34 protein-coding genes and 1 pseudogene are annotated in these 22202 nt (G+C 61.9%); 33 read left to right on the top strand and 2 right to left on the bottom strand.

Going from position 1 to position 22202, the window contains the following annotated elements:
• Positions 1–107: 107 nt before the first annotated feature.
• From rplC to dsbD, 30 genes are all read left to right on the top strand, one after another.
• Positions 108–758, top strand: a complete 651-nt coding sequence (gene rplC / locus DIE04_RS28630; RefSeq protein WP_006752926.1) for a 50S ribosomal protein L3 — start codon at positions 108–110, stop codon at positions 756–758.
• Positions 758–1378 carry a 50S ribosomal protein L4 gene (gene rplD, locus DIE04_RS28625; protein ID WP_006477192.1) on the top strand — a complete coding sequence of 207 codons (621 nt, stop codon included), beginning with the start codon at positions 758–760 and terminating at the stop codon, positions 1376–1378. The genes rplC and rplD overlap by 1 nt, the downstream gene beginning before the upstream one ends.
• Complete coding sequence (gene rplW, locus DIE04_RS28620; RefSeq protein ID WP_004199275.1) at positions 1375–1689, top strand: 50S ribosomal protein L23; 315 nt, start codon at positions 1375–1377, stop codon at positions 1687–1689. The genes rplD and rplW overlap by 4 nt, the downstream gene beginning before the upstream one ends.
• 2 nt (positions 1690–1691) lie before the next feature.
• Positions 1692–2519: a 50S ribosomal protein L2 gene (rplB, locus tag DIE04_RS28615; RefSeq protein WP_006482900.1), complete on the top strand. Its 828-nt coding sequence runs from the start codon at positions 1692–1694 to the stop codon at positions 2517–2519.
• A gap of 10 nt (positions 2520–2529) precedes the next feature.
• Complete coding sequence (rpsS, locus tag DIE04_RS28610; protein WP_004199273.1) at positions 2530–2805, top strand: 30S ribosomal protein S19; 276 nt, start codon at positions 2530–2532, stop codon at positions 2803–2805.
• A gap of 12 nt (positions 2806–2817) precedes the next feature.
• On the top strand, positions 2818–3147 hold the full coding sequence (rplV, locus tag DIE04_RS28605) for a 50S ribosomal protein L22 (RefSeq protein ID WP_004199272.1): 330 nt from the start codon (positions 2818–2820) through the stop codon (positions 3145–3147).
• Positions 3148–3158: 11 nt separating this feature from the next.
• Positions 3159–3959: a 30S ribosomal protein S3 gene (gene rpsC, locus DIE04_RS28600; protein WP_006482899.1), complete on the top strand. Its 801-nt coding sequence runs from the start codon at positions 3159–3161 to the stop codon at positions 3957–3959.
• Between the two features lie 2 nt (positions 3960–3961).
• Entirely contained in the window at positions 3962–4378 is a 417-nt protein-coding gene (rplP, locus tag DIE04_RS28595) for a 50S ribosomal protein L16 (RefSeq protein ID WP_006482873.1), read from the top strand.
• A gap of 9 nt (positions 4379–4387) precedes the next feature.
• Positions 4388–4582 carry a 50S ribosomal protein L29 gene (rpmC, locus tag DIE04_RS28590; protein ID WP_006400652.1) on the top strand — a complete coding sequence of 65 codons (195 nt, stop codon included), beginning with the start codon at positions 4388–4390 and terminating at the stop codon, positions 4580–4582.
• Positions 4579–4851 carry a 30S ribosomal protein S17 gene (gene rpsQ, locus DIE04_RS28585; protein ID WP_006752928.1) on the top strand — a complete coding sequence of 91 codons (273 nt, stop codon included), beginning with the start codon at positions 4579–4581 and terminating at the stop codon, positions 4849–4851. Before rpmC ends, rpsQ begins: the two co-directional genes overlap by 4 nt.
• 309 nt (positions 4852–5160) lie before the next feature.
• Positions 5161–5529, top strand: a complete 369-nt coding sequence (gene rplN / locus DIE04_RS28580; RefSeq protein WP_006752929.1) for a 50S ribosomal protein L14 — start codon at positions 5161–5163, stop codon at positions 5527–5529.
• 9 nt (positions 5530–5538) lie between these two features.
• Positions 5539–5847 (top strand): 50S ribosomal protein L24, encoded by a 309-nt coding sequence (gene rplX / locus DIE04_RS28575; protein ID WP_006477187.1) that lies wholly within the window; start codon positions 5539–5541, stop codon positions 5845–5847.
• A gap of 16 nt (positions 5848–5863) precedes the next feature.
• Positions 5864–6403, top strand: a complete 540-nt coding sequence (rplE, locus tag DIE04_RS28570; RefSeq protein WP_006477186.1) for a 50S ribosomal protein L5 — start codon at positions 5864–5866, stop codon at positions 6401–6403.
• Between the two features lie 7 nt (positions 6404–6410).
• Entirely contained in the window at positions 6411–6716 is a 306-nt protein-coding gene (gene rpsN / locus DIE04_RS28565) for a 30S ribosomal protein S14 (protein WP_006482884.1), read from the top strand.
• Positions 6717–6730: 14 nt separating this feature from the next.
• On the top strand, positions 6731–7126 hold the full coding sequence (rpsH, locus tag DIE04_RS28560; RefSeq protein WP_006477185.1) for a 30S ribosomal protein S8: 396 nt from the start codon (positions 6731–6733) through the stop codon (positions 7124–7126).
• 18 nt (positions 7127–7144) lie between these two features.
• Entirely contained in the window at positions 7145–7675 is a 531-nt protein-coding gene (rplF, locus tag DIE04_RS28555; protein ID WP_006758786.1) for a 50S ribosomal protein L6, read from the top strand.
• A gap of 12 nt (positions 7676–7687) precedes the next feature.
• Positions 7688–8053 carry a 50S ribosomal protein L18 gene (gene rplR, locus DIE04_RS28550; RefSeq protein ID WP_006477183.1) on the top strand — a complete coding sequence of 122 codons (366 nt, stop codon included), beginning with the start codon at positions 7688–7690 and terminating at the stop codon, positions 8051–8053.
• A 14-nt stretch (positions 8054–8067) separates the two neighbouring features.
• Positions 8068–8586, top strand: coding sequence for a 30S ribosomal protein S5 (rpsE, locus tag DIE04_RS28545; RefSeq protein ID WP_006752931.1), 519 nt, complete (start codon positions 8068–8070; stop codon positions 8584–8586).
• 15 nt (positions 8587–8601) lie between these two features.
• Positions 8602–8784: a 50S ribosomal protein L30 gene (gene rpmD / locus DIE04_RS28540; protein ID WP_006400644.1), complete on the top strand. Its 183-nt coding sequence runs from the start codon at positions 8602–8604 to the stop codon at positions 8782–8784.
• Positions 8785–8810: 26 nt separating this feature from the next.
• Entirely contained in the window at positions 8811–9245 is a 435-nt protein-coding gene (gene rplO, locus DIE04_RS28535) for a 50S ribosomal protein L15 (protein ID WP_006482880.1), read from the top strand.
• Positions 9246–9287: 42 nt separating this feature from the next.
• Complete coding sequence (gene secY, locus DIE04_RS28530) at positions 9288–10637, top strand: preprotein translocase subunit SecY (protein WP_006400642.1); 1350 nt, start codon at positions 9288–9290, stop codon at positions 10635–10637.
• A 9-nt stretch (positions 10638–10646) separates the two neighbouring features.
• Positions 10647–10865 carry a translation initiation factor IF-1 gene (gene infA / locus DIE04_RS28525; protein ID WP_004521905.1) on the top strand — a complete coding sequence of 73 codons (219 nt, stop codon included), beginning with the start codon at positions 10647–10649 and terminating at the stop codon, positions 10863–10865.
• A 20-nt stretch (positions 10866–10885) separates the two neighbouring features.
• Positions 10886–11002 carry a 50S ribosomal protein L36 gene (rpmJ, locus tag DIE04_RS28520; RefSeq protein ID WP_004199844.1) on the top strand — a complete coding sequence of 39 codons (117 nt, stop codon included), beginning with the start codon at positions 10886–10888 and terminating at the stop codon, positions 11000–11002.
• A 38-nt stretch (positions 11003–11040) separates the two neighbouring features.
• Complete coding sequence (gene rpsM / locus DIE04_RS28515) at positions 11041–11406, top strand: 30S ribosomal protein S13 (protein ID WP_039323572.1); 366 nt, start codon at positions 11041–11043, stop codon at positions 11404–11406.
• Between the two features lie 28 nt (positions 11407–11434).
• Positions 11435–11836 carry a 30S ribosomal protein S11 gene (rpsK, locus tag DIE04_RS28510; protein ID WP_004197937.1) on the top strand — a complete coding sequence of 134 codons (402 nt, stop codon included), beginning with the start codon at positions 11435–11437 and terminating at the stop codon, positions 11834–11836.
• Between the two features lie 156 nt (positions 11837–11992).
• On the top strand, positions 11993–12616 hold the full coding sequence (gene rpsD, locus DIE04_RS28505) for a 30S ribosomal protein S4 (RefSeq protein ID WP_006477177.1): 624 nt from the start codon (positions 11993–11995) through the stop codon (positions 12614–12616).
• 124 nt (positions 12617–12740) lie between these two features.
• On the top strand, positions 12741–13718 hold the full coding sequence (locus tag DIE04_RS28500; RefSeq protein WP_006477176.1) for a DNA-directed RNA polymerase subunit alpha: 978 nt from the start codon (positions 12741–12743) through the stop codon (positions 13716–13718).
• A gap of 147 nt (positions 13719–13865) precedes the next feature.
• Positions 13866–14261 (top strand): 50S ribosomal protein L17, encoded by a 396-nt coding sequence (gene rplQ, locus DIE04_RS28495; RefSeq protein ID WP_006477175.1) that lies wholly within the window; start codon positions 13866–13868, stop codon positions 14259–14261.
• Between the two features lie 208 nt (positions 14262–14469).
• Positions 14470–14796, top strand: coding sequence for a divalent-cation tolerance protein CutA (gene cutA / locus DIE04_RS28490; protein WP_124489450.1), 327 nt, complete (start codon positions 14470–14472; stop codon positions 14794–14796).
• A complete protein-coding gene (dsbD, locus tag DIE04_RS28485) occupies positions 14789–16636 on the top strand; it encodes a protein-disulfide reductase DsbD (protein WP_124523861.1) in 1848 nt (615 codons plus the stop codon). Before cutA ends, dsbD begins: the two co-directional genes overlap by 8 nt.
• A 111-nt stretch (positions 16637–16747) precedes the next feature.
• On the opposite strand, the gene hemB is transcribed toward dsbD, so the two are convergent.
• Together hemB and yihA are read right to left on the bottom strand one after the other, a co-directional pair.
• Positions 16748–17746, bottom strand: a complete 999-nt coding sequence (gene hemB / locus DIE04_RS28480) for a porphobilinogen synthase (RefSeq protein WP_121860787.1) — start codon at positions 17744–17746, stop codon at positions 16748–16750.
• A 253-nt stretch (positions 17747–17999) separates the two neighbouring features.
• Positions 18000–18659 (bottom strand): ribosome biogenesis GTP-binding protein YihA/YsxC, encoded by a 660-nt coding sequence (gene yihA / locus DIE04_RS28475; protein ID WP_044848923.1) that lies wholly within the window; start codon positions 18657–18659, stop codon positions 18000–18002.
• A gap of 218 nt (positions 18660–18877) precedes the next feature.
• Between yihA and DIE04_RS28470 the strand changes: the two genes are divergently transcribed.
• The 3 genes and pseudogenes from DIE04_RS28470 to DIE04_RS28460 form a co-directional block, all read left to right on the top strand.
• Positions 18878–19531: a cytochrome c gene (locus tag DIE04_RS28470; protein WP_044848922.1), complete on the top strand. Its 654-nt coding sequence runs from the start codon at positions 18878–18880 to the stop codon at positions 19529–19531.
• A 201-nt stretch (positions 19532–19732) separates the two neighbouring features.
• A complete protein-coding gene (locus DIE04_RS28465) occupies positions 19733–21943 on the top strand; it encodes a cytochrome c biogenesis protein ResB (protein ID WP_044848921.1) in 2211 nt (736 codons plus the stop codon).
• Between the two features lie 4 nt (positions 21944–21947).
• Positions 21948–22202 (top strand): annotated as a pseudogene (locus DIE04_RS28460) (c-type cytochrome biogenesis protein CcsB); the annotation flags it as partial.

The following is a 22202-nucleotide window of genomic DNA, read 5'->3' as shown; positions in this document are numbered from 1 at the left end:
GCTATACTGCTTGGCTTTTCGCGTATTCGCGTAAAAAAGTTGGGCCTTGCGTGCCCGGCATTTTGTAAATCAGCCCCGACCAATCGCAGTCGGGAATGGAGAAAATGATGAGCCTTGGACTCGTAGGTCGCAAGGTTGGCATGACCCGTATCTTCACGGCTGAAGGGGATTCGATTCCCGTCACCGTGCTGGACGTGTCGGACAACCGCGTGACGCAGATCAAGACTGTTGAAACCGACGGCTACACGGCCGTGCAGGTTGCATTCGGCTCCCGCCGCGCATCGCGCGTGACGAAGCCGCTGGCAGGTCATCTCGCCAAAGCCGGTGTCGAAGCCGGTGAAATCCTCAAGGAATTCCGCATTGACGCGGCCAAGGCAGCTGAGCTGTCGAATGGCGCCGTGGTCGGTGCTGATCTTTTCGAAGTAGGCCAGAAGGTCGACGTGCAAGGCGTGTCGATCGGTAAGGGCTACGCCGGTACGATCAAGCGTTATAACTTCTCCTCCGGCCGTGCTACCCACGGTAACTCGCGCTCGCACAACGTGCCGGGCTCGATCGGTATGGCGCAGGATCCGGGTCGCGTTTTCCCGGGTAAGCGCATGACGGGTCACCTCGGTGACGTTACGGTGACGGTGCAGAACCTCGAAATCGCTCGTATCGACGCAGAGCGCAAGCTGCTGCTCGTCAAGGGCGCGATTCCGGGCGCGAAGGGCGGCAAGGTTTTCGTGACGCCGGCCGTCAAGACCAAGGGGGCGAAATAATGGAACTCAAGCTCCTGAACGAAAATGGTCAGGAAGGTGCAGTGGTCAACGCGTCGGACGTCGTGTTCGGTCGTGACTACAACGAAGCGCTGATCCACCAGGTCGTCGTCGCGTACCAGGCGAATGCTCGCCAGGGTAACCGCGCACAGAAGGACCGCGAGCAAGTCAAGCACACCACCAAGAAGCCGTGGCGTCAGAAGGGTACGGGCCGCGCTCGTGCCGGTATGTCGTCGAGCCCGTTGTGGCGTGGCGGTGGTCGCATCTTCCCGAACTCGCCGGAAGAAAACTTCTCGCACAAGGTCAACAAGAAGATGCATCGCGCAGGTCTCTGCTCGATCTTCTCGCAGCTGGCCCGCGAAGGCCGTCTGTCGGTCGTCGAGGACATCATCCTCGAAGCGCCGAAGACCAAGCTGCTGGCTGACAAATTCAAGACCATGGGTCTCGACTCCGTTCTGATCATCACGGACACGGTCGACGAGAACCTGTACCTGGCTTCGCGCAACCTGCCGCACGTGGCGATTGTCGAGCCGCGCTACGCTGACCCGCTGTCGCTGATCTACTTCAAGAAAGTGCTGGTCACGAAGGCTGCGGTCGCCCAGATCGAGGAGTTGCTGTCATGAGCGAGATTCGCAAGAACGATCATCGTTTGATGCAGGTCCTGCTCGCACCGGTGATCTCGGAAAAGGCGACGCTGGTTGCCGACAAGAACGAGCAAGTCGTGTTCGAAGTCGCACCGGATGCCACGAAGCAGGAAGTGAAGGCGGCTGTCGAGCTGCTGTTCAAGGTTGAAGTTGATTCGGTCAACGTGCTGGTTCAGAAGGGCAAGCAAAAGCGCTTCGGCCGTTCGATGGGCCGCCGCAAGGACGTGAAGAAGGCGTACGTTTGCCTGAAGCCCGGCCAGGAAATCAACTTTGAAGCGGAGGCCAAGTAATCATGGCAATCGTGAAAGTTAAGCCGACATCGCCGGGTCGCCGCGCGATGGTCAAGGTGGTCAACAAGAACCTGCACCAGGGCAAGCCGTTCGCGGCACTGCTCGACTCGCAGAGCTCGACCGCCGGCCGTAACAACAACGGCCGTATCACCACGCGTCACAAGGGTGGTGGTCACAAGCAGCACTATCGTATCGTCGACTTCCGTCGCACGAAGGATGGCATTCCGGCAAAGGTCGAGCGTCTCGAGTACGACCCGAACCGTAGCGCGAACATCGCGCTGGTGCTCTACGCAGACGGCGAGCGTCGCTACATCATCGCCCCGAAGGGCCTGACCGTCGGCCAACAGCTGATGTCGGGTTCGGAAGCGCCGATCCGTGCAGGCAACACGCTGCCGATCCGCAACATTCCGGTCGGTACGACGATCCACTGCATCGAGATGCTGCCGGGCAAGGGCGCGCAAATGGCGCGTTCGGCTGGCACGTCGGCCATGCTGCTGGCACGTGAAGGCGTCTACGCGCAGGTTCGTCTGCGTTCGGGCGAAATCCGCCGCGTGCACATCGAGTGCCGTGCAACGATCGGTGAAGTCGGTAACGAAGAGCATAGCCTGCGCCAGATCGGCAAGGCTGGCGCGAACCGCTGGCGCGGTATCCGCCCGACGGTGCGTGGCGTTGCGATGAACCCGGTTGATCACCCGCACGGTGGTGGTGAGGGCAAGACGGCTGCAGGTCGCGACCCGGTGAGCCCGTGGGGTACGCCGGCTAAGGGTTACCGCACCCGCAGCAACAAGCGCACGACGACGATGATCGTCCAGCGCCGTCACAAGCGTTAAGGAGTAGGCAATGGCACGTTCTGTAAAAAAAGGTCCGTTCTGCGACGCCCATTTGCTGAAGAAAGTTGAGGCGGCTGCAGCTTCGCGCGACAAAAAGCCGATCAAGACCTGGTCGCGTCGCTCGACGATTCTGCCGGATTTCATCGGCCTGACGATCGCTGTTCACAACGGCCGTCAACACGTTCCGGTGTACATCTCGGAAAACATGGTCGGCCACAAGCTTGGCGAGTTCGCACTGACCCGTACGTTCAAGGGTCACGCGGCCGACAAGAAGGCCAAGAAATAAGGGGCAATCAAGATGGAAGTGAAAGCAATTCATCGCGGTGCCCGCATCTCGGCGCAAAAAACGCGCCTTGTGGCTGACCAGATCCGCGGTTTGCCGGTCGACAAGGCGCTGAACGTTCTGACGTTCTCGCCGAAGAAGGCGGCTGGCATCGTGAAGAAGGTTGTGCTGTCGGCAATCGCGAATGCGGAGCACAACGAAGGCGCTGATATCGACGAGCTCAAGATCAAGAGCATCTACGTCGACAAGGCGGCATCGCTCAAGCGTTTCACCGCGCGCGCCAAGGGCCGCGGTAACCGCATCGAGAAGCAATCCTGTCACATCACTGTGACGGTCGGGAATTAAGGAGCCATACGATGGGACAGAAAATTCATCCGACTGGCTTCCGCCTGGCTGTCAGCCGCAATTGGGCTTCGCGTTGGTACGCGAACAACAACAATTTCGCGGCGATGCTGCAGGAAGACATCGGTGTTCGTGAATACCTGAAGAAGAAGCTGAAGAACGCTTCGGTCGGTCGGGTGGTCATCGAGCGTCCGGCGAAGAACGCGCGCATCACGATTTACAGCTCGCGTCCGGGCGTCGTCATCGGCAAGAAGGGCGAGGATATCGAACAGCTGAAGACGGAACTGCAACGCCGCATGGGCGTGCCGGTTCACGTCAACATCGAAGAAATCCGCAAGCCGGAAACCGATGCGCAACTGATCGCTGACTCGATCACGCAACAGCTCGAGCGCCGGATCATGTTCCGTCGCGCGATGAAGCGTGCGATGCAGAACGCGATGCGTCTGGGTGCCCAAGGCATCAAGATCATGAGCGCAGGCCGTCTGAACGGTATCGAAATCGCTCGTACGGAGTGGTATCGCGAAGGTCGCGTGCCCCTTCACACGCTGCGTGCCGACATCGACTACGCGACCTCGGAAGCGAAGACGACTTACGGGATCATCGGCGTCAAGGTGTGGGTATACAAGGGCGACACGCTCGGCCGCAATGACGCGCCGGTGGTCGAAGAAGTAGCCGAAGACAAGCGTCCGCGTCGCAATGCGCGTCCGGGCGACCGTCGTCCGCGCCGTGACGGCGAAGGCGGCGCTCCGGGTGCTCGTCGTGGCGCACCGCGCCGTGGCGCCGGCAAGCCCGAAGACGGCAAGACTGGAGAATAACGATGCTGCAACCGAAACGCAGAAAGTATCGTAAAGAGCAGAAGGGTCGTAACACCGGCAAGGCGACGCGCGGCAACGCAGTGTCGTTCGGTGAATTCGGTCTGAAGGCGATCGGTCGCGGTCGTTTGACCGCACGTCAGATTGAAGCGGCGCGTCGTGCAATGACGCGTCACATCAAGCGTGGCGGCCGCATCTGGATCCGGATCTTCCCGGACAAGCCGATTTCGCAAAAGCCGGCAGAAGTGCGTATGGGTAACGGTAAGGGTAACCCGGAGTACTACGTCGCCGAGATCCAGCCGGGCAAGATGCTCTATGAAATGGACGGCGTAACCGAAGAACTGGCACGCGAAGCGTTCCGTCTGGCTGCAGCCAAGCTGCCGCTGAAGACGGCATTCATCGTGCGCCAGCTCGGCGCCTAAGGAGAAAACATGAAGGCTTCCGAACTTCTCCAGAAAGACCAGGCCGCGCTCAACAAGGAGCTGGCGGACCTGCTGAAGGCGCAATTCGGCCTGCGCATGCAACTCGCGACCCAGCAGCTCACGAACACGAGCCAGCTGAAGAAGGTTCGTCGCGACATCGCACGTGTGCGGACCGTCATGACTCAGAAGGCGAACCAGAAATGAACGATAGCGTGAAAACCTCGCTGAAGCGGACGCTGGTCGGTCGGGTCGTCAGCAACAAGATGGACAAGACCGTCACCGTGCTGATCGAGCACCGCGTCAAGCACCCGATCTACGGCAAGTATGTCGTGCGCTCGAAGAAGTACCACGCGCATGATGAAGCGAACACCTGCAACGAAGGCGATCTCGTCGAAATCCAGGAAACTCGTCCTGTTTCGAAGACGAAGGCCTGGACGGTGTCGCGCCTCGTCGAAGCAGCTCGCGTCATCTAAGCGGGCAGAGCAGTAGGCAGTAACAAGCACTTCGCCACGAAGTGCTTGAAATCGCAAAGTTTTTGCTTGCGTGACCAGGGTTATTTGTTATAATCCTGGTCTTCCCTCTTTATGGGAGCCCCGTCGCGGGCGAAGTTGGTGGGGGAAGCGGACTGGCGCCAGCCTGTCCGAAAGATTCACCGAATTGCGATGGCGGGTTTCGTTTGCCGTCGCTGCTGTTCCAACCCAAGCAGCCGATTGGCTGACGGGACCAAGACTGACCGAATGCATCATGGTGGTGCAATCGGATTAAGTTGGGAAAGACAAACCATGATCCAGACCGAATCTCGGCTCGAAGTAGCCGACAACACGGGTGCACGTGAAGTCATGTGCATCAAGGTGCTCGGCGGCTCGAAGCGTCGTTATGCCGGCATTGGCGACATCATCAAGGTGACCGTCAAAGAAGCAACGCCGCGCGGGCGCGTGAAGAAAGGCGAAATCTACAACGCCGTGGTGGTCCGCACCGCCAAGGGTGTTCGCCGTCAAGACGGCTCGCTGATCAAGTTCGACGGCAACGCCGCTGTGCTTTTGAATAACAAGCTTGAGCCGATCGGCACCCGTATCTTCGGGCCGGTGACGCGTGAGCTGCGTAGCGAACGATTCATGAAGATCGTTTCGCTGGCGCCGGAAGTGCTGTAAGGAGTCGCGATGAACAAGATTCGCAAAGGTGACGAAGTCATCGTCGTCACTGGCAAAGACAAGGGCAAGCGCGGCGTCGTGCTGGCTGTCGGTGCAGAACATGTGACGGTTGAAGGTATCAACCTCGTCAAGAAGCATGTGAAGCCGAACCCGATGAAGGGTACGACGGGCGGCGTGGAAGCGAAGACGATGCCCCTGCATATTTCGAACGTCGCACTGGTCGACGCGAATGGCAAGGCGTCGCGTGTTGGCATCAAGGTCGAGGAAGGCAAGAAGGTTCGCTTCCTGAAGACGACCGGTGCCGTACTGAGCGCCTGACGCAGCGGAGTAAAAAATGGCTCGTTTTCAAGAGTTTTACAAAGAAAAGGTTGTGCCCGGCCTGATCGAGAAGTTCGGTTACAAGTCGGTCATGGAAGTGCCGCGCATCACCAAGATCACGCTGAACATGGGTCTTGGCGAAGCGATCGCTGACAAGAAGATCATCGAGAACGCCGTCGGCGACCTCACGAAGATCGCTGGTCAGAAGCCGGTCGTCACGAAGGCACGCAAGGCAATCGCAGGCTTCAAGATCCGCCAGGGTTACCCGATCGGCGCGATGGTGACGCTGCGTGGCCAAGCGATGTACGAATTCCTCGACCGTTTCGTGACCGTTGCCCTGCCCCGCGTGCGTGACTTCCGCGGTGTGTCGGGTCGTGCCTTCGATGGCCGCGGCAACTACAACATCGGTGTGAAAGAGCAGATCATTTTCCCCGAAATCGACTACGACAAGATCGACGCACTGCGTGGGCTGAACATCAGCATCACGACGACTGCGAAGACCGACGACGAAGCAAAGGCTCTGCTCGCCAGCTTCAAGTTCCCGTTCAGAAACTGAGGTTACCGTGGCTAAACTGGCACTGATCGAACGTGAAAAGAAGCGCGCCCGCCTGGTCGCGAAGTTCGCAGCAAAGCGCGAAGCGCTGAAGGCGATCGTCGAAGACCAAAGCAAGTCGGAAGAAGAGCGCTACGAAGCACGCCTTGAGCTGCAGCAACTGCCCCGCAACGCAAACCCGACCCGCCAGCGTAACCGCTGCGCGATCACGGGCCGTCCGCGTGGCACGTTCCGTAAATTCGGCCTCGCGCGTAACAAGATTCGTGAAATCGCATTCCGTGGCGAGATTCCTGGCCTGACCAAGGCGAGCTGGTAATAGGAGAAACGTAAATGAGCATGAGTGATCCTATCGCCGATATGCTGACTCGCATCCGCAACGCGCAGATGGTCGAGAAGGTATCGGTCGCGATGCCCTCGTCGAAGGTCAAGGTTGCAATCGCGCAAGTCCTGAAGGACGAAGGTTATATCGACGATTTCGCCGTCAAGGCGGAAGGTGCGAAGTCCGAACTGAATATCGCGCTGAAGTACTACGCAGGTCGCCCGGTCATCGAACGCCTCGAGCGCGTGTCGAAGCCTGGTCTGCGCGTGTACCGCGGCCGTAACGACATTCCGCAGGTCATGAACGGCCTGGGTGTGGCAATCGTGTCGACGCCGAAGGGCGTGATGACCGACCGCAAGGCGCGCGCTACCGGCGTCGGCGGCGAAGTCATCTGCTACGTTGCTTAAAGCCGAGGAGAGAGAAACATGTCTCGAGTAGGTAAGAGCCCGATCGCGCTGCAAGGCGCGGAAGTCAAGCTGGCCGACGGTGCGATCACCGTCAAGGGCCCGCTGGGCACCATCACGCAAGCGATCAATCCGCTCGTGAACGTGGCGAACAACGACGGCACGCTGAATCTGTCGCCGGTCGACGAAAGCCGCGAAGCAAACGCACTGTCGGGCACGATGCGCGCGATCATCGCGAATGCCGTGCACGGCGTGACCAAGGGTTTCGAGCGCAAGCTGACGCTGGTTGGCGTCGGTTATCGTGCGCAAGCGCAAGGCGACAAGCTGAACCTGTCGCTGGGTTTCTCGCACCCGGTGGTGCACCAGATGCCGGAAGGCGTCAAGGCTGAAACCCCGACGCAAACCGAAATCGTGATCAAGGGGATCAACAAGCAACAAGTCGGTCAAGTGGCTGCGGAAGTCCGCGGTTACCGTCCGCCGGAGCCGTACAAGGGCAAGGGCGTGCGCTATTCCGACGAGGTTGTGATCCTCAAAGAAACGAAGAAGAAGTAAGGGTGCGCAATCATGGATAAGACTCAATCTCGCCTGCGCCGCGCTCGCCAGACGCGTATCAAGATCGCTGAGCTGCAGGTCGCGCGTCTCGCCGTGCATCGCACGAACACGCACATCTACGCTCAAGTGTTCTCGCCCTGCGGCACCAAGGTGCTCGCCAGCGCGTCGACGCTCGAAGCAGAAGTGCGCGCTGAACTGGCCGACAAGTCGGGCAAGGGCGGCAACGTTAATGCCGCGACGCTGATCGGCAAGCGTATTGCCGAGAAGGCAAAGGCTGCCGGCATCGAATCCGTCGCCTTCGACCGCTCGGGCTTCCGCTACCATGGCCGCGTCAAGGCGCTGGCTGAGGCAGCTCGCGAAGCTGGGCTCAAGTTCTAAGGAAGGAATTCGTCATGGCAAAGATGCAAGCGAAAGTTCAGGCTGACGAGCGCGACGACGGCCTTCGCGAAAAGATGATTTCGGTCAATCGCGTGACCAAGGTCGTGAAGGGTGGCCGTATTCTCGGCTTCGCCGCACTGACCGTGGTTGGCGACGGTGATGGCCGCATCGGTATGGGCAAGGGCAAGGCGAAGGAAGTGCCGGTCGCTGTCCAGAAGGCAATGGAACAAGCTCGCCGCAACATGTTCAAGGTGCCGCTCAAGAACGGCACGCTGCAGCACGAAGTGCACGGCAAGCATGGCGCATCCGCTGTCCTCCTCGCTCCGGCGAAGGCAGGTACGGGCGTGATCGCCGGCGGCCCGATGCGCGCAGTGTTCGACGTGATGGGCGTTCAGAACGTCGTGGCGAAGAGCCACGGTTCGACGAACCCGTACAACCTCGTTCGCGCCACGCTGGACGGTCTGCGGAAGCAGTCGACCCCGGCAGACATCGCGGCGAAGCGCGGCAAGTCCGTCGAAGATATTTTGGGCTAAGCCCGGGTGGTCACCATGTCTGAAAAAACTGTCAAGGTTCAGCTCGTCAAGAGCCTGATCGGGACCCGCGAATCGCACCGTGCGACCGTGCGTGGCCTGGGCCTGCGCCGACTCAACTCGGTTAGCGAGCTGCAGGATACGCCGGCGGTCCGCGGCATGATCAACAAGGTCTCGTACCTCGTTAAGGTCATCGCGTAAGCGGCCCTACGGATCAAGGAGTTGATATGGAATTGAATAACCTGAAGCCGGCCGCTGGTGCAAAGCACGCCAAGCGTCGTGTCGGCCGCGGCATCGGTTCGGGCCTCGGCAAGACGGCTGGCCGTGGTCACAAGGGTCAGAAATCGCGTTCGGGCGGCTTCCACAAAGTCGGTTTCGAAGGCGGTCAGATGCCGCTGCAACGTCGTCTGCCGAAGCGCGGCTTCACGTCGCTGACGAAGGAATTCGTCGGTGAAGTGCGCCTGGGCGACCTCGAGAAGCTGCCGGTCGATGAAATCGATCTGCTCGCACTGAAGCAAGCCGGCCTGGTCGGCGAGCTGACGAAGAGCGCAAAGATCATCGCGACGGGCGAACTGAAGCGCAAGATCGTCGTGAAGGGTCTCGGCGCCACCAAGGGTGCGCGCGCTGCGATCGAAGCGGCTGGCGGTTCGTTCGCCGAGTGACACGCGTAGCGCGTCGTTACTTGCATTCATCGGAGAAGGTACTTGGCTAACAGCCCGAGTCTTGCAAAACCCGGTCGAAGCACGGCGAAATTCGGCGATCTGCGTCGGCGAGCGATGTTCCTGCTCCTGGCGCTGATCGTCTATCGCATCGGCGCGCACATCCCCGTGCCGGGCATCGATCCGGATCAACTGGCGAAGCTGTTCCAGAGCCAGGCGGGCGGCATCCTTGGCATGTTCAACATGTTCTCGGGTGGCGCGCTTTCCCGCTTCACGATCTTTGCGCTGGGGATCATGCCGTACATCTCGGCGTCGATCATCATGCAGTTGCTGGCGATCGTCTCGCCGCAACTCGAGGCGCTGAAGAAGGAAGGGCAGGCAGGGCAACGGAAGATCACGCAGTACACGCGGTATTTCACCGTGGTGCTCGCGACCTTCCAGGCGTTCGGTATCGCGGCTGCGCTGGAAAACCAGCCGGGCCTCGTGATCGACCCCGGCATGCTGTTCCGGCTGACGACGGTCGTGACGCTGGTTACCGGCACGATGTTCCTGATGTGGCTGGGTGAGCAGATCACCGAGCGTGGTCTGGGCAACGGCATCTCGATCATCATCTTCGGCGGGATCGCAGCAGGGTTCCCGAATGCCGTCGGTGGGCTGTTCGAGCTGGTGCGTACGGGTTCGATGAGCATCATTTCGGCGATCATCATCGTCGTTCTGATCGCCGCGGTGACTTACCTGGTCGTGTTCATCGAACGCGGTCAGCGCAAGATCCTCGTGAACTACGCGAAGCGCCAGGTCGGCAACAAGATCTACGGTGGCCAGTCGTCGCACTTGCCGCTGAAGCTGAACATGTCGGGCGTGATTCCGCCGATCTTCGCATCGTCGATCATCCTGTTCCCGGCCACGATTCTCGGCTGGTTTAGCACGGGTCAGCCGTCGGGAAGCTGGATCTCCAACACGTTGCATAACGTCGCGGAGGCGCTGAAGCCGGGCCAGCCGGTCTATGTGCTGCTGTACACGCTGGCGATCGTGTTTTTCTGCTTCTTCTACACCGCACTGGTGTTCAACAGCAGGGAAACCGCGGACAACCTGAAGAAGAGCGGCGCGTTTGTTCCGGGCATTCGTCCGGGCGACCAGACCGCACGATATATCGACCGCATCCTCACGCGTCTGACGCTGGCCGGTGCGATCTACATCGTCTTCGTGTGTCTGCTGCCGGAATTCCTGGTGCTGCGCTGGAACGTGCCGTTTTATTTTGGTGGAACGTCGCTGCTGATCATTGTCGTCGTCACGATGGACTTCATGGCGCAGGTGCAGTCGTACGTTATGTCGCAACAGTATGAGTCGCTGCTCAAGAAGGCAAACTTCAAGGGCGGCAACATCCCAATGCGTTAATCAAGGACTATGGCCAAAGACGATGTAATCCAGATGCAAGGTGAGGTGATCGAAAACCTCCCGAATGCGACCTTCCGCGTGAAGCTGGAAAACGGCCATGTCGTGTTGGGGCATATCTCCGGGAAGATGCGGATGCACTACATCCGCATCCTGCCGGGCGACAAGGTGACGGTTGAATTGACGCCTTACGATCTGTCTCGTGCGCGGATCGTGTTCCGGGCGAAGTGATTTGAAAAAAGGGTATTATCATGAAAGTGATGGCATCGGTTAAGCGCATTTGCCGCAATTGCAAGATCATCAAGCGCAAAGGCGTCGTTCGCGTGATCTGCAGCTCGGATCCGCGCCACAAGCAGCGCCAAGGCTGACCGCGCGTTTGTTTGCGCTTTTTGTTTGAGGAAAAACAATGGCTCGTATCGCAGGGGTTAACATCCCGAATCACCAGCATACCGAGATCGGCCTGACGGCAATCTTCGGTATCGGCCGCACGCGCTCGCGCAGCATCTGCACGGCAGCTGGCGTGGAATTCTCGAAGAAGGTCAAGGACCTGACCGACGCAGACCTCGAAAAGCTGCGTGAAGAAGTGGGCAAGTTCATCGTCGAAGGCGATCTGCGCCGTGAAGTGACGATGAACATCAAGCGCCTGATGGACCTCGGTTGCTACCGTGGCGTTCGTCATCGCAAGGGCCTGCCGATGCGCGGTCAGCGTACGCGTACGAACGCACGTACCCGCAAGGGTCCGCGTCGTGCAGCGCAAGCGCTGAAGAAGTAAGCGGAACTGACAGTTACAGGAAAACGTAATGGCTAAGGCTTCGAACACCGCGGCGCAACGCGTTCGCAAGAAGGTTAAGAAGAACGTCGCTGAAGGCGTGGTTCACGTTCACGCGTCGTTCAACAACACGATCATCACGATCACCGATCGCCAGGGCAATGCACTGGCATGGGCGACGTCGGGCGGCCAGGGCTTCAAGGGCTCGCGCAAGTCGACGCCGTTCGCTGCTCAGGTTGCTGCTGAGTCGGCCGGTCGCGTGGCGATGGAATATGGCGTGAAGAATCTGGAAGTGCGGATCAAGGGCCCGGGCCCGGGTCGTGAGTCGGCAGTGCGTGCACTGCATGGCCTCGGCATCAAGATCACCGCGATTTCGGACGTCACCCCGATTCCGCACAACGGCTGCCGTCCGCCGAAGCGCCGTCGTATCTAAGAATGCTGCTGGCACGTTCGTGCTGGCGCATTTGCCTGTCGCCGCGTAGCGTCGACGGGCGTTGCTTTTTTGATTGACTAAGCCCACCGTTCGCCCCAAAGGGCGCGAACTAGCGCGGATTCCGGTCCGCGTGACTGATTGATAAAGGAATGCAAAGTGGCACGTTATATCGGCCCTAAGGCCAAGCTGTCCCGCCGTGAAGGCACCGACCTGTTCCTGAAGAGCGCGCGCCGCTCGCTCGCCGACAAGTGCAAGCTCGACAGCAAGCCGGGTCAGCACGGCCGTACCTCGGGCGCACGTACGTCCGACTATGGTACGCAGCTGCGCGAAAAGCAGAAGGTCAAGCGTATTTACGGCGTCCTGGAGCGTCAGTTCCGCCGCTACTTCGCTGAAGCCGACCGCCGCAAGGGCAACACGGGTGAAAACCTGCTGCAACTGCTCGAGTCGCGTCTCGACAACGTCGTGTATCGCATGGGCTTCGGCTCGACCCGCGCTGAAGCGCGTCAGCTGGTGAGCCACAAGTCGATCACGGTGAACGGCGTCGTCGCGAACGTGCCGTCGCAGCAAGTGAAGGCGGGTGACGTCGTCGCGATCCGCGAAAAGGCGAAGAAGCAGGCGCGTATCGTCGAAGCGCTGTCGCTGGCCGAGCAAGGCGGCATGCCGAGCTGGGTTGCAGTCGATGCGAAGAAGTTCGAAGGCACGTTCAAGCAAATGCCGGAACGCGCTGAAATCGCAGGCGACATCAACGAAAGCCTGATCGTCGAATTGTATTCGCGTTAATCCGATTGACGGCCGAGGTACCCCGATTGCGTTATGCAAGGAGGGGCCTCGGCTGTTTATTTTCTGGTTGTTACCGGTCAGCCTTATCGGTGTAACGAGCCGAGGGTATTGAAAAGGAAAGCCCATGCAAACCAGTTTGCTGAAACCCAAGATCATCGCCGTGGAATCGCTGGGCGAGAACCACGCGAGGGTGGTCATGGAACCGTTCGAACGCGGTTACGGCCACACCTTGGGCAATGCGCTTCGCCGCGTGCTGCTGTCGTCGATGGTTGGCTACGCGCCGACCGAAGTCACGATCGCTGGCGTGGTGCACGAGTATTCGACGCTTGACGGCGTGCAAGAGGACGTCGTCAACCTGCTGCTGAACCTGAAGGGTGTGGTGTTCAAGCTGCACAACCGTGACGAAGTGACGGTGACCCTGCGCAAGGAAGGCGAAGGCGTCGTCACGGCCGGCGATATCGAGCTGGCGCACGATTGCGAAGTCATCAACCCGAATCACGTGATCGCACACCTGTCGAAGGGCGGCAAGCTCGACGTTCAGATCAAGATCGAAAAGGGTCGCGGCTATGTGCCCGGCAACGTCCGTCGCTACGGCGAAGACACGGCCAAGATCATCGGCCGCATCGTCCTCGACGCATCGTTCTCGCCGGTTCGCCGCGTGAGCTACGCCGTTGAAAGCGCACGTGTCGAGCAGCGTACCGACCTCGACAAGCTCGTGATGAACATCGAGACGAGCGGCGTGATCACCCCGGAAGAGGCGATCCGTCAATCGGCCCGCATCCTGGTCGACCAGCTGTCCGTGTTCGCGGCACTGGAAGGCACGGAAACGGCTGCCGAAGCACCGTCGCGCGCACCGCAGATCGATCCGATCCTGCTGCGTCCGGTGGACGATCTCGAGCTGACGGTTCGTTCGGCGAACTGCCTGAAGGCCGAGAACATCTACTACATCGGCGACCTGATCCAGCGCACGGAAAACGAGCTGCTGAAGACGCCGAACCTCGGTCGCAAGTCGCTCAACGAGATCAAGGAAGTGCTCGCTTCGCGCGGTCTCACGCTGGGCATGAAGCTCGAAAACTGGCCGCCGGCTGGTCTCGACAAGTAAGCCCGGTTGTAGCCCGGCTGTAGCAGTAGTTGGCAAAGATGCGGATTTTCCTTTAAAATCCGCATCTTGCTTTTTTCTCTACCGGCCCGTGCACCCCAGAGGTGCGATAGAAGAGCTGGATCAAAACTTTGAATCAAGGAAACTGAAATGCGCCATCGTCATGGTCTGCGGAAACTGAACCGCACGAGCAGCCACCGTCTGGCTATGCTCCGTAACATGTCCAACTCGCTGATCGAGCACGAAGTCATCAAGACGACGCTGCCGAAGGCGAAGGAACTCCGTAAAGTCGTCGAGCCGCTGATCACGCTCGGCAAGAAGCCGTCGCTGGCAAACCGTCGCCTGGCGTTCAACCGCCTGCGCGATCGTGACTCGGTGGCGAAGCTGTTCGACGTGCTCGGTCCGCGTTTCGCGAACCGTCCGGGCGGCTACCTGCGCGTGCTGAAGTTCGGCTTCCGCGTCGGCGACAACGCACCGATGGCACTGGTCGAGCTGCTCGATCGTCCGGAAGTCGACGAAACGGAAAACGTGCAAGAAGCCGAGTAAGCTTCCGGTACGCAGCAGGATCCGAAAGGGCCGAGCAATTGCTTGGCCCTTTTTGTTTTTGGCGGCGCCTCGGCTGCGATCGATTGTCGCAGGCCGGTGCCGGCAGTGCCGCGCGGGCTGCGCTACGATATGCAGTTATTGGCGCGGGCCCCTCGATGGGGCGATTCGTGGCGGCGGAAGCCGGTAAAGGCCAGTCAGGAGGGCGCGTATGGTGGTGGTATTGATGCTGACGACGGTGCCGGATGCGGTGACGGCCGCGGCGCTCGCTGACGGCGCGCTCGACGCGCGGCTTGCCGCGTGCGTGTCGGAGCTCGGTGCGATCAAGTCGCGCTATCACTGGCAGGGCAAGGTCGAGACGGCCGACGAGATCCAGTTGCTGTTCAAGACGAGCCCCGTCCGCTCGCTCGAACTGGAGCGATTTATTCTCGCGCATCATCCGTACGAGACGCCGGAAATCGTCTCGTGGCAGGGGACGGCCACGGCCGCGTACGGCCAGTGGGTGACCAGCGAAACTCAACGTCTATTTCATGTTTAACGGTATGGCGCTTTCCGTGCGCGTGCGCGCGCTGCGGTTCCTCGCAGTCCTGATGTCGTTCATGTTCGTGCTGGGCGGCCTGTCGGTCGCGCGCGCGGCCGACGATTTTCTCGATCCGTCGGTCGCATTCAAGTTCAGCGCGAGCGAATCGCCGGGGCAGGTGGACGTCCGTTTCAAGGTTGCCAGCGGCTATTACCTGTACCGCGAGCGGTTCGCGTTCGCGGTGAAGGGCGGGCAGGCGACGCTCGGCGATCCGCAATTCCCGGCCGGCCATGTGAAGTTCGACCAGACGTTCCAGAAGGAAGTCGAGACCTATCGCGACGAGGTCGTGATTCATGTTCCGGTCAAGCAGGCGGCGGGGCCGTTCGAGCTCGCTGTGACGTCGCAAGGATGCGCCGACGAAGGAATCTGCTATCCGCCTGCGGAGCACGTCGTGAAGGTCGACGGCGCTGCGCTGGGCGCGGCCGCGCCGGTCGATCGCACGGCGGCTTCGGGCAGCTGGTTCGACAAGGTCACGAGCGCGGATTTCGCGCAGTCGCTGCTCGAGGGGCACGGTTTCTTCACCATCGTCGCACTGTATTTCGTCGCCGGCGTCGTGCTGAGTCTCCTGCCCTGCTCGTATCCGATGATTCCGATCGTGTCCGCGATCATCATCGGCCAGGGCACGCGCGCGACGCACGCACGCGGTTTCGCGCTGTCGCTGACGTACGTGGTCGGCATGGCGCTCGTCTATACGGTGCTGGGCATCGCGGCGGCGCTGGTCGGCCAGAGCCTGGGCGCATGGCTGCAGAACCCGTGGGTGCTCGGTGCATTCGGCGTGCTGCTCACCGCATTCGCCGTATCGCTGATTTCCGGCAAGGACATCGCGCTGCCCGAGCGCTGGCAGAACGGCGCGGCGGAAGCCTCGAGCGCGCGCCGGGGCGGCCACTTCGTCGCGGTCGCCGCGATGGGGGCGTTGTCGGCGCTGGTCGTCGGCGCATGCATGACGGCGCCGCTGTTTGCGGTGCTCGCGTTCATCGCGCACACCGGCAATGCGCTGCTCGGCGGCGCTGCGCTGTTCGCTATGGGGTTGGGGCTCGGCGTGCCGCTGCTCGTCGTCGGCATCGGTGCAGGTACGGTGCTGCCGCGCGCGGGCGCATGGATGGACGGCGTGAAGGTGTTCTTCGGCATCGTGCTGCTTGCCGCCGCGCTGTGGATCGTGTGGCCGGTGCTCGCGGGTGCTCTGAAGATGGTGCTCGCCGCATTGTGGCTGCTCGTCGCGGCTGCGGCGCTTGGCCTGTTTACGCCGCATGCCGGCGCCGCATCGATCTGGCGCCGTCTCGGTCGCGGCCTCGGTGCTGCGCTTGCGATCTGGGCTGCAACGCTGCTCGTCGGTCTTGCGGCGGGCTCCAACGACCCCGTGAAGCCGCTGGCCGTGCTCGCGGCGCGCACGGTTGCGTCGGGCGATGCGTCGGCAGCCGGTGCGGCGACCGGAGGGCAGGGGCCCGCGTTCGCGTCGGTGCGCTCCAGTCGCGAGCTCGATGCGCTGCTGAAGACGTCGGGTCAGCCCGTGATGCTCGACTTCTACGCCGACTGGTGCGTGAGCTGCAAGGAGATGGAGCATCTGACGTTCACCGATTCGCGCGTGCAGGCGCGGCTCGCGCAGCTTCACCTGGTGCGTGCCGACGTCACCGCGAACAATCCGGACGACCAGGCGCTGCTCAAGCGCTTCAACCTGTTCGGGCCGCCGGGCATCATCTTCTTCGATCGCAACGGCAACGAAATCGGCCGTGTGGTTGGTTATCAGGCGGCCGAGACGTTCCTGCGCAGCCTCGATCGCGCGGCGGTACCGACGGTGTGACGCGCGCTCGTCGGCGCACGGGCGGCCCGCTGCGCCGACCGGACGGTGCAAAAAAAACGGCGGGACACCGAAGTGTCCCGCCGTTTTTCCTTGTGCCGGCCGGCGCGCGGCTCAGCGCTGCGCTTTCAGCAGACGCGCGGCATCGAGCGCGAAGTACGTGAGCACGCCGTCGGCGCCTGCGCGCTTGAACGCGAGCAGCGATTCGAGCACTACCTTGTCGTGATCGAGCCAGCCGTTCATCGCGGCGGCCTTCAGCATCGCGTATTCGCCGCTCACCTGGTACACGTAGGTCGGGAAGCGGAACTCGTCCTTCACGCGGCGCACGATGTCGAGATACGGCATGCCGGGCTTGACCATCACCATGTCGGCGCCTTCGTCGATGTCGAGGCGCACTTCGCGCAGCGCTTCGTCGCTGTTCGCCGGATCCATCTGGTAGGTCATCTTGTTGCCCTTGCCCAGATTGGACGCCGAGCCGACCGCATCGCGGAACGGGCCGTAGAACGCCGACGCGAACTTGGCCGAATAGGCCATGATGCGCGTATGGATGTGACCGTCGCTTTCCAGCATTTCACGGACCGCGCCGATGCGGCCGTCCATCATGTCCGACGGCGCGACGATGTCGACGCCGGCTTCGGCCTGCGCACGCGCCTGGTCGACCAGGATCTCGATCGTGTCGTCGTTGATCACGTAGCCGTTCTCGTCGAGCACGCCGTCCTGGCCGTGGCTCGTGTACGGGTCGAGCGCGACGTCGGTCAGCACGCCGAGTTCGGGGAAGCGCTTCTTCAGTTCGCGCACCGCGCGCGGGATCAGGCCTTCCGGATTTGCCGCTTCGCGGCCGTCAGGCGTCTTCAGCGACGGCTCGATGGCCGGGAACAGCGACAGCACGGGCACGCCGAGTTCGACGCACTGCTCGGCGACATGCATCAGCAGATCGACCGACACGCGCTCGACGCCGGGCATCGACGGGACGCTCTGGCGTTCGTTGGTGCCGTCCACGACGAACACCGGATAGATCAGGTCGTCGGTGGTCAGGCGGTTTTCGCGCATCAGGCGCCGGGAGAAGTCGTCGCGGCGCATCCGGCGCGGACGGTGAAGCGGATGGAAGCTCATGGCGATTGGGCAGAAATCAGGGTAGTAAGAACCTTACGGAACCCTTAGGTCATTTTCGAGAGCGTTGGTATATGATAGCGATCGAGCGGCACGCGTCGCGTGCCGCTCCCCGCTTCTCCTCCCTGAGCGGGTGCCTGTCGTTATTCGATTAGGCTGTTTGACCCGCCGTTCAACGGCGGGTTTTTTTATGAGCCGGCCGAATCCGCAGGTGCCGTCAGGTGCGCACGGCCGGTCCCGGCCGCGCGTTGCCCGCTCATTGTGCTACAGGCTCGCTTTTTTCGTCGGCGACGGACGGCCGCACCCAGCTCTCGATCAGTTCATGGGCCTCGTCGAGCCCCGTGCGCTTCAGCGCCGAGAACAGCTGGACCGTCAGCTTGCCCTTCACGCCCTGGTCACGGTACGCGTCGAGTCCCTTCTGCGTGTTGCGCAGCGCGTTGATGCTTTCTTGCCGCGTCAATTTGTCGCACTTCGTCAGCAGCGTGTGGATCGGCTTGCCGGTCGGCGCGAACCACTCGATCATCCGGCGATCGAGGTCGGTCAACGGGCGGCGCGAATCCATCATCAGGATCAGGCCGCACAGCTGCGAACGCGTCGCGAGGTAGGACGACAGCAGCATTTCCCAGTGGGCCTTCGCGGCCCCCGGCACTTCCGCGTAGCCGTAGCCGGGCAGGTCGACGAGGTTCGCGACGGGCTCGGCGGCCGGGCCGACGGAGAAGTAGTTGATGTGCTGGGTGCGGCCGGGCGTCTTCGACGCGAAGGCAAGCCGCTTCTGGTTGCACAGCACGTTGATCGCCGTCGATTTGCCGGCATTCGAGCGGCCCGCGAACGCGATTTCCGGTTGTACCGTCGGCGGCAGGTCGCGCAGATGGTTGACGGTCGTGTAGAAGCGGGCTTGGTGGAGCAAAAAGGCCATGGGGGAAACCGGTGGGACGGGGCGGCGCGAGCCGCTTGGTGGAGGCGGGGTAGCCCCGATAGGCGCGGGAGCTTTCAGCGCGATATTGTACAATACGGCGGTTTTGCCGAAGGGCTGCGGGCGCCTGCCTCGCGCTTTTATGCAGCTTCTGCGGTAGACTGGTCGACGTCGTTTTTTGCAGAACCTCAAATTCCCACAAGACGAAACAGGGTGTGCGAATGAATCGACTGTGCAAGTCTCTGATGGTGCTTCAGGTTGCAGCAGGGTTCGTAGGTTTCGTAGCGGAGGCAAATGCGGCGGATGCGGCAAAGCCGGATCTGGACCGCGGCAAGGCGATTGCCGGGCAAGTTTGCGCGTCGTGTCACGGCGCGGACGGCAACAGCGCGTCGGGCAGTTTCCCGAAGCTGGCCGGCCAGCATCCCGACTATCTGGTCAAGCAGTTGAACGACTTCAAGGCCCAGCCGGGCGCGAAGGGGCCGGCGCGGACCAATCCGGTGATGGTCGGGTTCGCGAGCGCGTTGAGCGCGGACGACATGCGCAACGTCGCTGCGTATTACGGATCGCAGACGACGAAGCTCGGCACCGCACGCGACGCGGCGACCGTGCCGATCGGCCAGAAGATCTATCGCGGCGGCATCGCGGAAAAGGGTGTACCCGCCTGCGCGAGCTGCCACGGGCCGACGGGGCAGGGCATTCCGGTCCAGTACCCGCGTCTGTCGGGGCAATGGGCCGATTACACGGTTGCCCAGTTGACCGCGTTCCAGCAGGGTGTCGGCGCGCGCAACAACAACGAGGCGATGCATCAGATCGCAGCGCGTCTGTCGGACAACGAGATCAAGGCCGTCGCGGATTACATCGCGGGCCTGCGTTGACCGGACGGTCGCGAATGGAATGACCGGGCGCCCGAAGGGCGGCCGGCGTCAGAACAAGAAAAAGGGTGGGGCGCCGCGTGATTGCGGTTGCCTCGCCCTTTTTTGTCGGCACTCGCCGGGTCGTCCCCAGCGTGCTGACCGCCCCCTTGGGGCAGCGAACATAGTGAGCGTAGGGGCTGTTTCCCCTTAGTCGGAGTTTGAATGAGCGTTACCACGTCGGGGTTGCAGTCGAAGTCGGGTCAAAGTGCGTCCAGGCGCGCGATCGAGCTGCTGAGCTCGATGCGCTTCGCGATCGCGCTGCTGGTAGTGCTGTCGATCGCGAGCATCGTCGGCACGGTCCTGACGCAGGACGATCCGTATCCGAACTACGTGAACCAGTTCGGGCCGTTCTGGGCGGACATCTTCCGCTCGCTGGGCCTGTACAACGTGTACAGCGCCTGGTGGTTCATGCTGATCCTGATCTTCCTCGTCGTGTCGATCTCGCTGTGCGTGATCCGCAATGCGCCGAAGATGCTTGCCGATGCGAAGAGCTGGAAGGACAAGGTCCGCGAAGGCAGCCTGCGCGCGTTCCACCACAAGGCCGAATACTCGGCGTCCGGCACGCGCGCGACCGTCGCGGCCACGCTCGCCACGTTCGTCACCAAGGCCGGCTACAAGCACGTCGTGCGTGAAACCGACGGCGCGACGCTGATTTCCGCGAAGCGCGGCGCGCTGACGAAGTGGGGCTACATCTCCGCGCACCTTGCGATCGTCGTGATCTGTATCGGCGGCCTGCTGGACAGCAACCTGCCGATCAAATTCCAGATGTGGATGTTCGGCAAGAGCCCGGTCAACACGAGCGCGACGATCAGCGAAATCTCGCCCGACCACCGGCTGTCCGTGTCGAACCCGACGTTCCGCGGCTACGCGTGGGTGCCGGAAGGCCAGTTCGTGTCGACCGCGATCCTGAACCAGCCGAGCGGCTCGCTGATCCAGGACCTGCCGTTCTCGATCCAGCTCAACAAGTTCATCGTCGACTACTACACGACCGGGATGCCGAAGCTGTTCGCGAGCGACATCGTCGTGATCGATCGCGAGACGGGCCAGAAGATCCCGGCGCGCGTCGAGGTCAACAAGCCGTTCACGTACAAGGGCGTGTCGATCTACCAGTCGAGCTTCCAGGACGGCGGCTCGCAGATGGAGATGACGGCCTACCCGATGACGGGCGGCAACGCGAAGACCTTCGCGGTGAAGGGCACGATCGGCAGCACGGCGCCGCTGCAGATGCCGGGCAGCGACGGCGACACGATCGAGTTCTCCGACTTCCGCGCGATCAACGTCGAGAACATGGCCGACGCGAACGGCAAGCCGGACGTGCGCGGCGTCGCGAAGACGGCGTCGCTGAAGGAAGCGTTCGACGAGCGGCTCGGTTCGGGCGCGAAGACGTCGAAGCCGGTGCAGCTCCACAACATCGGCCCGTCGGTGCAATACAAGATTCGCGGCAAGGACGGCCAGGCGCGCGAATTCAATAACTACATGCTGCCCGTCGACATGGGCGGCACGCGCGTGTTCCTCGCCGGCGTGCGCGCGAGCCCGAACGATCCGTTCCGCTACATGCGGATTCCGGCCGACAGCCAGGATTCGATCGGCGAATGGATGCGCCTGCGCGCCGCGCTCGAGGATCCAGCCGTGCGTGCCGACGCCGCCGCGCGCTTCGCGCAGCGTTCGCTGCCGACGACCGAAGCGTCGCTGCGTGGCCGCCTGCAGGACAGCGCGTTCAAAGTGCTGACCCTTTTTGCGGCGAGCGACGACAGCATCGGCCGCGGCGCCGACGGCCAGCCGGTCGGCGGCTTCCAGGCGGTGGCGACCTTCATCGATCGTTCGGTGCCGAAGGCCGAGCAGGAGAAGGCGGCGAGCCTGCTGCTGCGCATGCTCGAGGGTTCGATGTGGGAGGTCTGGCAGATCGCGCGCGAGCGCGCCGGCGAGCCGGCTGCCCAACAGGGCGCCGACACGATCCGCTTCGTGCAGAACGCGATCAATGCGCTATCGGACAGCTTCTTGTATGGATCGCCGGTCTATTTGCAGCTTGACTCCTTCAAGCAGGTGCAAGCTTCGGTATTTCAGTTGACGCGCGCACCCGGCAAGAATCTGGTGTATCTTGGCAGCCTGCTGCTGGTCGCCGGCATCTTCTCGATGTTCTACGTGCGCGAGCGGCGCCTCTGGTTCTGGCTCAAGGATGCCGGTTCGGGCGTCGATGTGGTGATGGCGATGTCCACGGCCCGCAAGACCTTCGATTTCGAAAAAGAATTCGTGCAGACGCGCGACGCGGCCGGCGCCGCCTTGCGCGCCGCACCGCGCGACGCCGCGCCCGCCGGTGCGGCAGCGACTGCCCGTCCGCCTGCCGGCGGCGATTCCGAGAATTCCACCCGGTAACATCATGGATCTCACGCAAGTTTCCTCTTCCCGTTCGGGGCCGGTTCAGGCCCCGAATCCGGCGCCGTTGTTCGACGACCGTCCGTTCCTCGCGCGCCTGTCGGTCATCGACTGGCTGTTCGCACTGGCACTCGTGGTCGGCGCGGGCTATGCGTTCGTGCATTACAACGAACACATGAATTACTACGACAAGGCGGTGATGATCGGCACCGTGCCGGCGCTCGTCGTGCTCGGCTGGCGCTGGAAGCCCGCGCGGCTG

This window comes from Burkholderia sp. Bp8994, from assembly GCF_003853805.1.
Lineage (GTDB): Bacteria > Pseudomonadota > Gammaproteobacteria > Burkholderiales > Burkholderiaceae > Burkholderia.
Note: the sequence above shows the minus strand (reverse complement) of the source record. Positions and strands in the feature narration are given on the sequence as shown.

Bases quoted from the DNA above. Each gene is read 5' to 3' on its own strand.
- rplR (WP_006477183.1), top strand. From the start codon at position 7,688: ATGGATAAGACTCAATCTCGCCTGCGCCGCGCTCGCCAGACGCGTATC.
- rpsH (WP_006477185.1), top strand. From the start codon at position 6,731: ATGAGCATGAGTGATCCTATCGCCGATATGCTGACTCGCATCCGCAAC.
- DIE04_RS28465 (WP_044848921.1), top strand. From the start codon at position 19,733: ATGAGCGTTACCACGTCGGGGTTGCAGTCGAAGTCGGGTCAAAGTGCG.
- rplD (WP_006477192.1), top strand. From the start codon at position 758: ATGGAACTCAAGCTCCTGAACGAAAATGGTCAGGAAGGTGCAGTGGTC.
- hemB (WP_121860787.1), bottom strand. From the start codon at position 17,746: ATGAGCTTCCATCCGCTTCACCGTCCGCGCCGGATGCGCCGCGACGAC.
- rplX (WP_006477187.1), top strand. From the start codon at position 5,539: ATGAACAAGATTCGCAAAGGTGACGAAGTCATCGTCGTCACTGGCAAA.
- rplO (WP_006482880.1), top strand. From the start codon at position 8,811: ATGGAATTGAATAACCTGAAGCCGGCCGCTGGTGCAAAGCACGCCAAG.
- rpsS (WP_004199273.1), top strand. From the start codon at position 2,530: ATGGCACGTTCTGTAAAAAAAGGTCCGTTCTGCGACGCCCATTTGCTG.
- rplV (WP_004199272.1), top strand. From the start codon at position 2,818: ATGGAAGTGAAAGCAATTCATCGCGGTGCCCGCATCTCGGCGCAAAAA.
- rplW (WP_004199275.1), top strand. From the start codon at position 1,375: ATGAGCGAGATTCGCAAGAACGATCATCGTTTGATGCAGGTCCTGCTC.
- rplF (WP_006758786.1), top strand. From the start codon at position 7,145: ATGTCTCGAGTAGGTAAGAGCCCGATCGCGCTGCAAGGCGCGGAAGTC.
- rplP (WP_006482873.1), top strand. From the start codon at position 3,962: ATGCTGCAACCGAAACGCAGAAAGTATCGTAAAGAGCAGAAGGGTCGT.
- rpmD (WP_006400644.1), top strand. From the start codon at position 8,602: ATGTCTGAAAAAACTGTCAAGGTTCAGCTCGTCAAGAGCCTGATCGGG.
- rpsE (WP_006752931.1), top strand. From the start codon at position 8,068: ATGGCAAAGATGCAAGCGAAAGTTCAGGCTGACGAGCGCGACGACGGC.
- rpsM (WP_039323572.1), top strand. From the start codon at position 11,041: ATGGCTCGTATCGCAGGGGTTAACATCCCGAATCACCAGCATACCGAG.
- rplN (WP_006752929.1), top strand. From the start codon at position 5,161: ATGATCCAGACCGAATCTCGGCTCGAAGTAGCCGACAACACGGGTGCA.
- rplB (WP_006482900.1), top strand. From the start codon at position 1,692: ATGGCAATCGTGAAAGTTAAGCCGACATCGCCGGGTCGCCGCGCGATG.
- rpmC (WP_006400652.1), top strand. From the start codon at position 4,388: ATGAAGGCTTCCGAACTTCTCCAGAAAGACCAGGCCGCGCTCAACAAG.
- dsbD (WP_124523861.1), top strand. From the start codon at position 14,789: ATGTTTAACGGTATGGCGCTTTCCGTGCGCGTGCGCGCGCTGCGGTTC.
- rpsK (WP_004197937.1), top strand. From the start codon at position 11,435: ATGGCTAAGGCTTCGAACACCGCGGCGCAACGCGTTCGCAAGAAGGTT.
- rplQ (WP_006477175.1), top strand. From the start codon at position 13,866: ATGCGCCATCGTCATGGTCTGCGGAAACTGAACCGCACGAGCAGCCAC.
- rpsC (WP_006482899.1), top strand. From the start codon at position 3,159: ATGGGACAGAAAATTCATCCGACTGGCTTCCGCCTGGCTGTCAGCCGC.
- rplE (WP_006477186.1), top strand. From the start codon at position 5,864: ATGGCTCGTTTTCAAGAGTTTTACAAAGAAAAGGTTGTGCCCGGCCTG.
- yihA (WP_044848923.1), bottom strand. From the start codon at position 18,659: ATGGCCTTTTTGCTCCACCAAGCCCGCTTCTACACGACCGTCAACCAT.
- DIE04_RS28500 (WP_006477176.1), top strand. From the start codon at position 12,741: ATGCAAACCAGTTTGCTGAAACCCAAGATCATCGCCGTGGAATCGCTG.
- rpsQ (WP_006752928.1), top strand. From the start codon at position 4,579: ATGAACGATAGCGTGAAAACCTCGCTGAAGCGGACGCTGGTCGGTCGG.
- cutA (WP_124489450.1), top strand. From the start codon at position 14,470: ATGGTGGTGGTATTGATGCTGACGACGGTGCCGGATGCGGTGACGGCC.
- DIE04_RS28470 (WP_044848922.1), top strand. From the start codon at position 18,878: ATGAATCGACTGTGCAAGTCTCTGATGGTGCTTCAGGTTGCAGCAGGG.
- rpmJ (WP_004199844.1), top strand. From the start codon at position 10,886: ATGAAAGTGATGGCATCGGTTAAGCGCATTTGCCGCAATTGCAAGATC.
- rplC (WP_006752926.1), top strand. From the start codon at position 108: ATGAGCCTTGGACTCGTAGGTCGCAAGGTTGGCATGACCCGTATCTTC.
- infA (WP_004521905.1), top strand. From the start codon at position 10,647: ATGGCCAAAGACGATGTAATCCAGATGCAAGGTGAGGTGATCGAAAAC.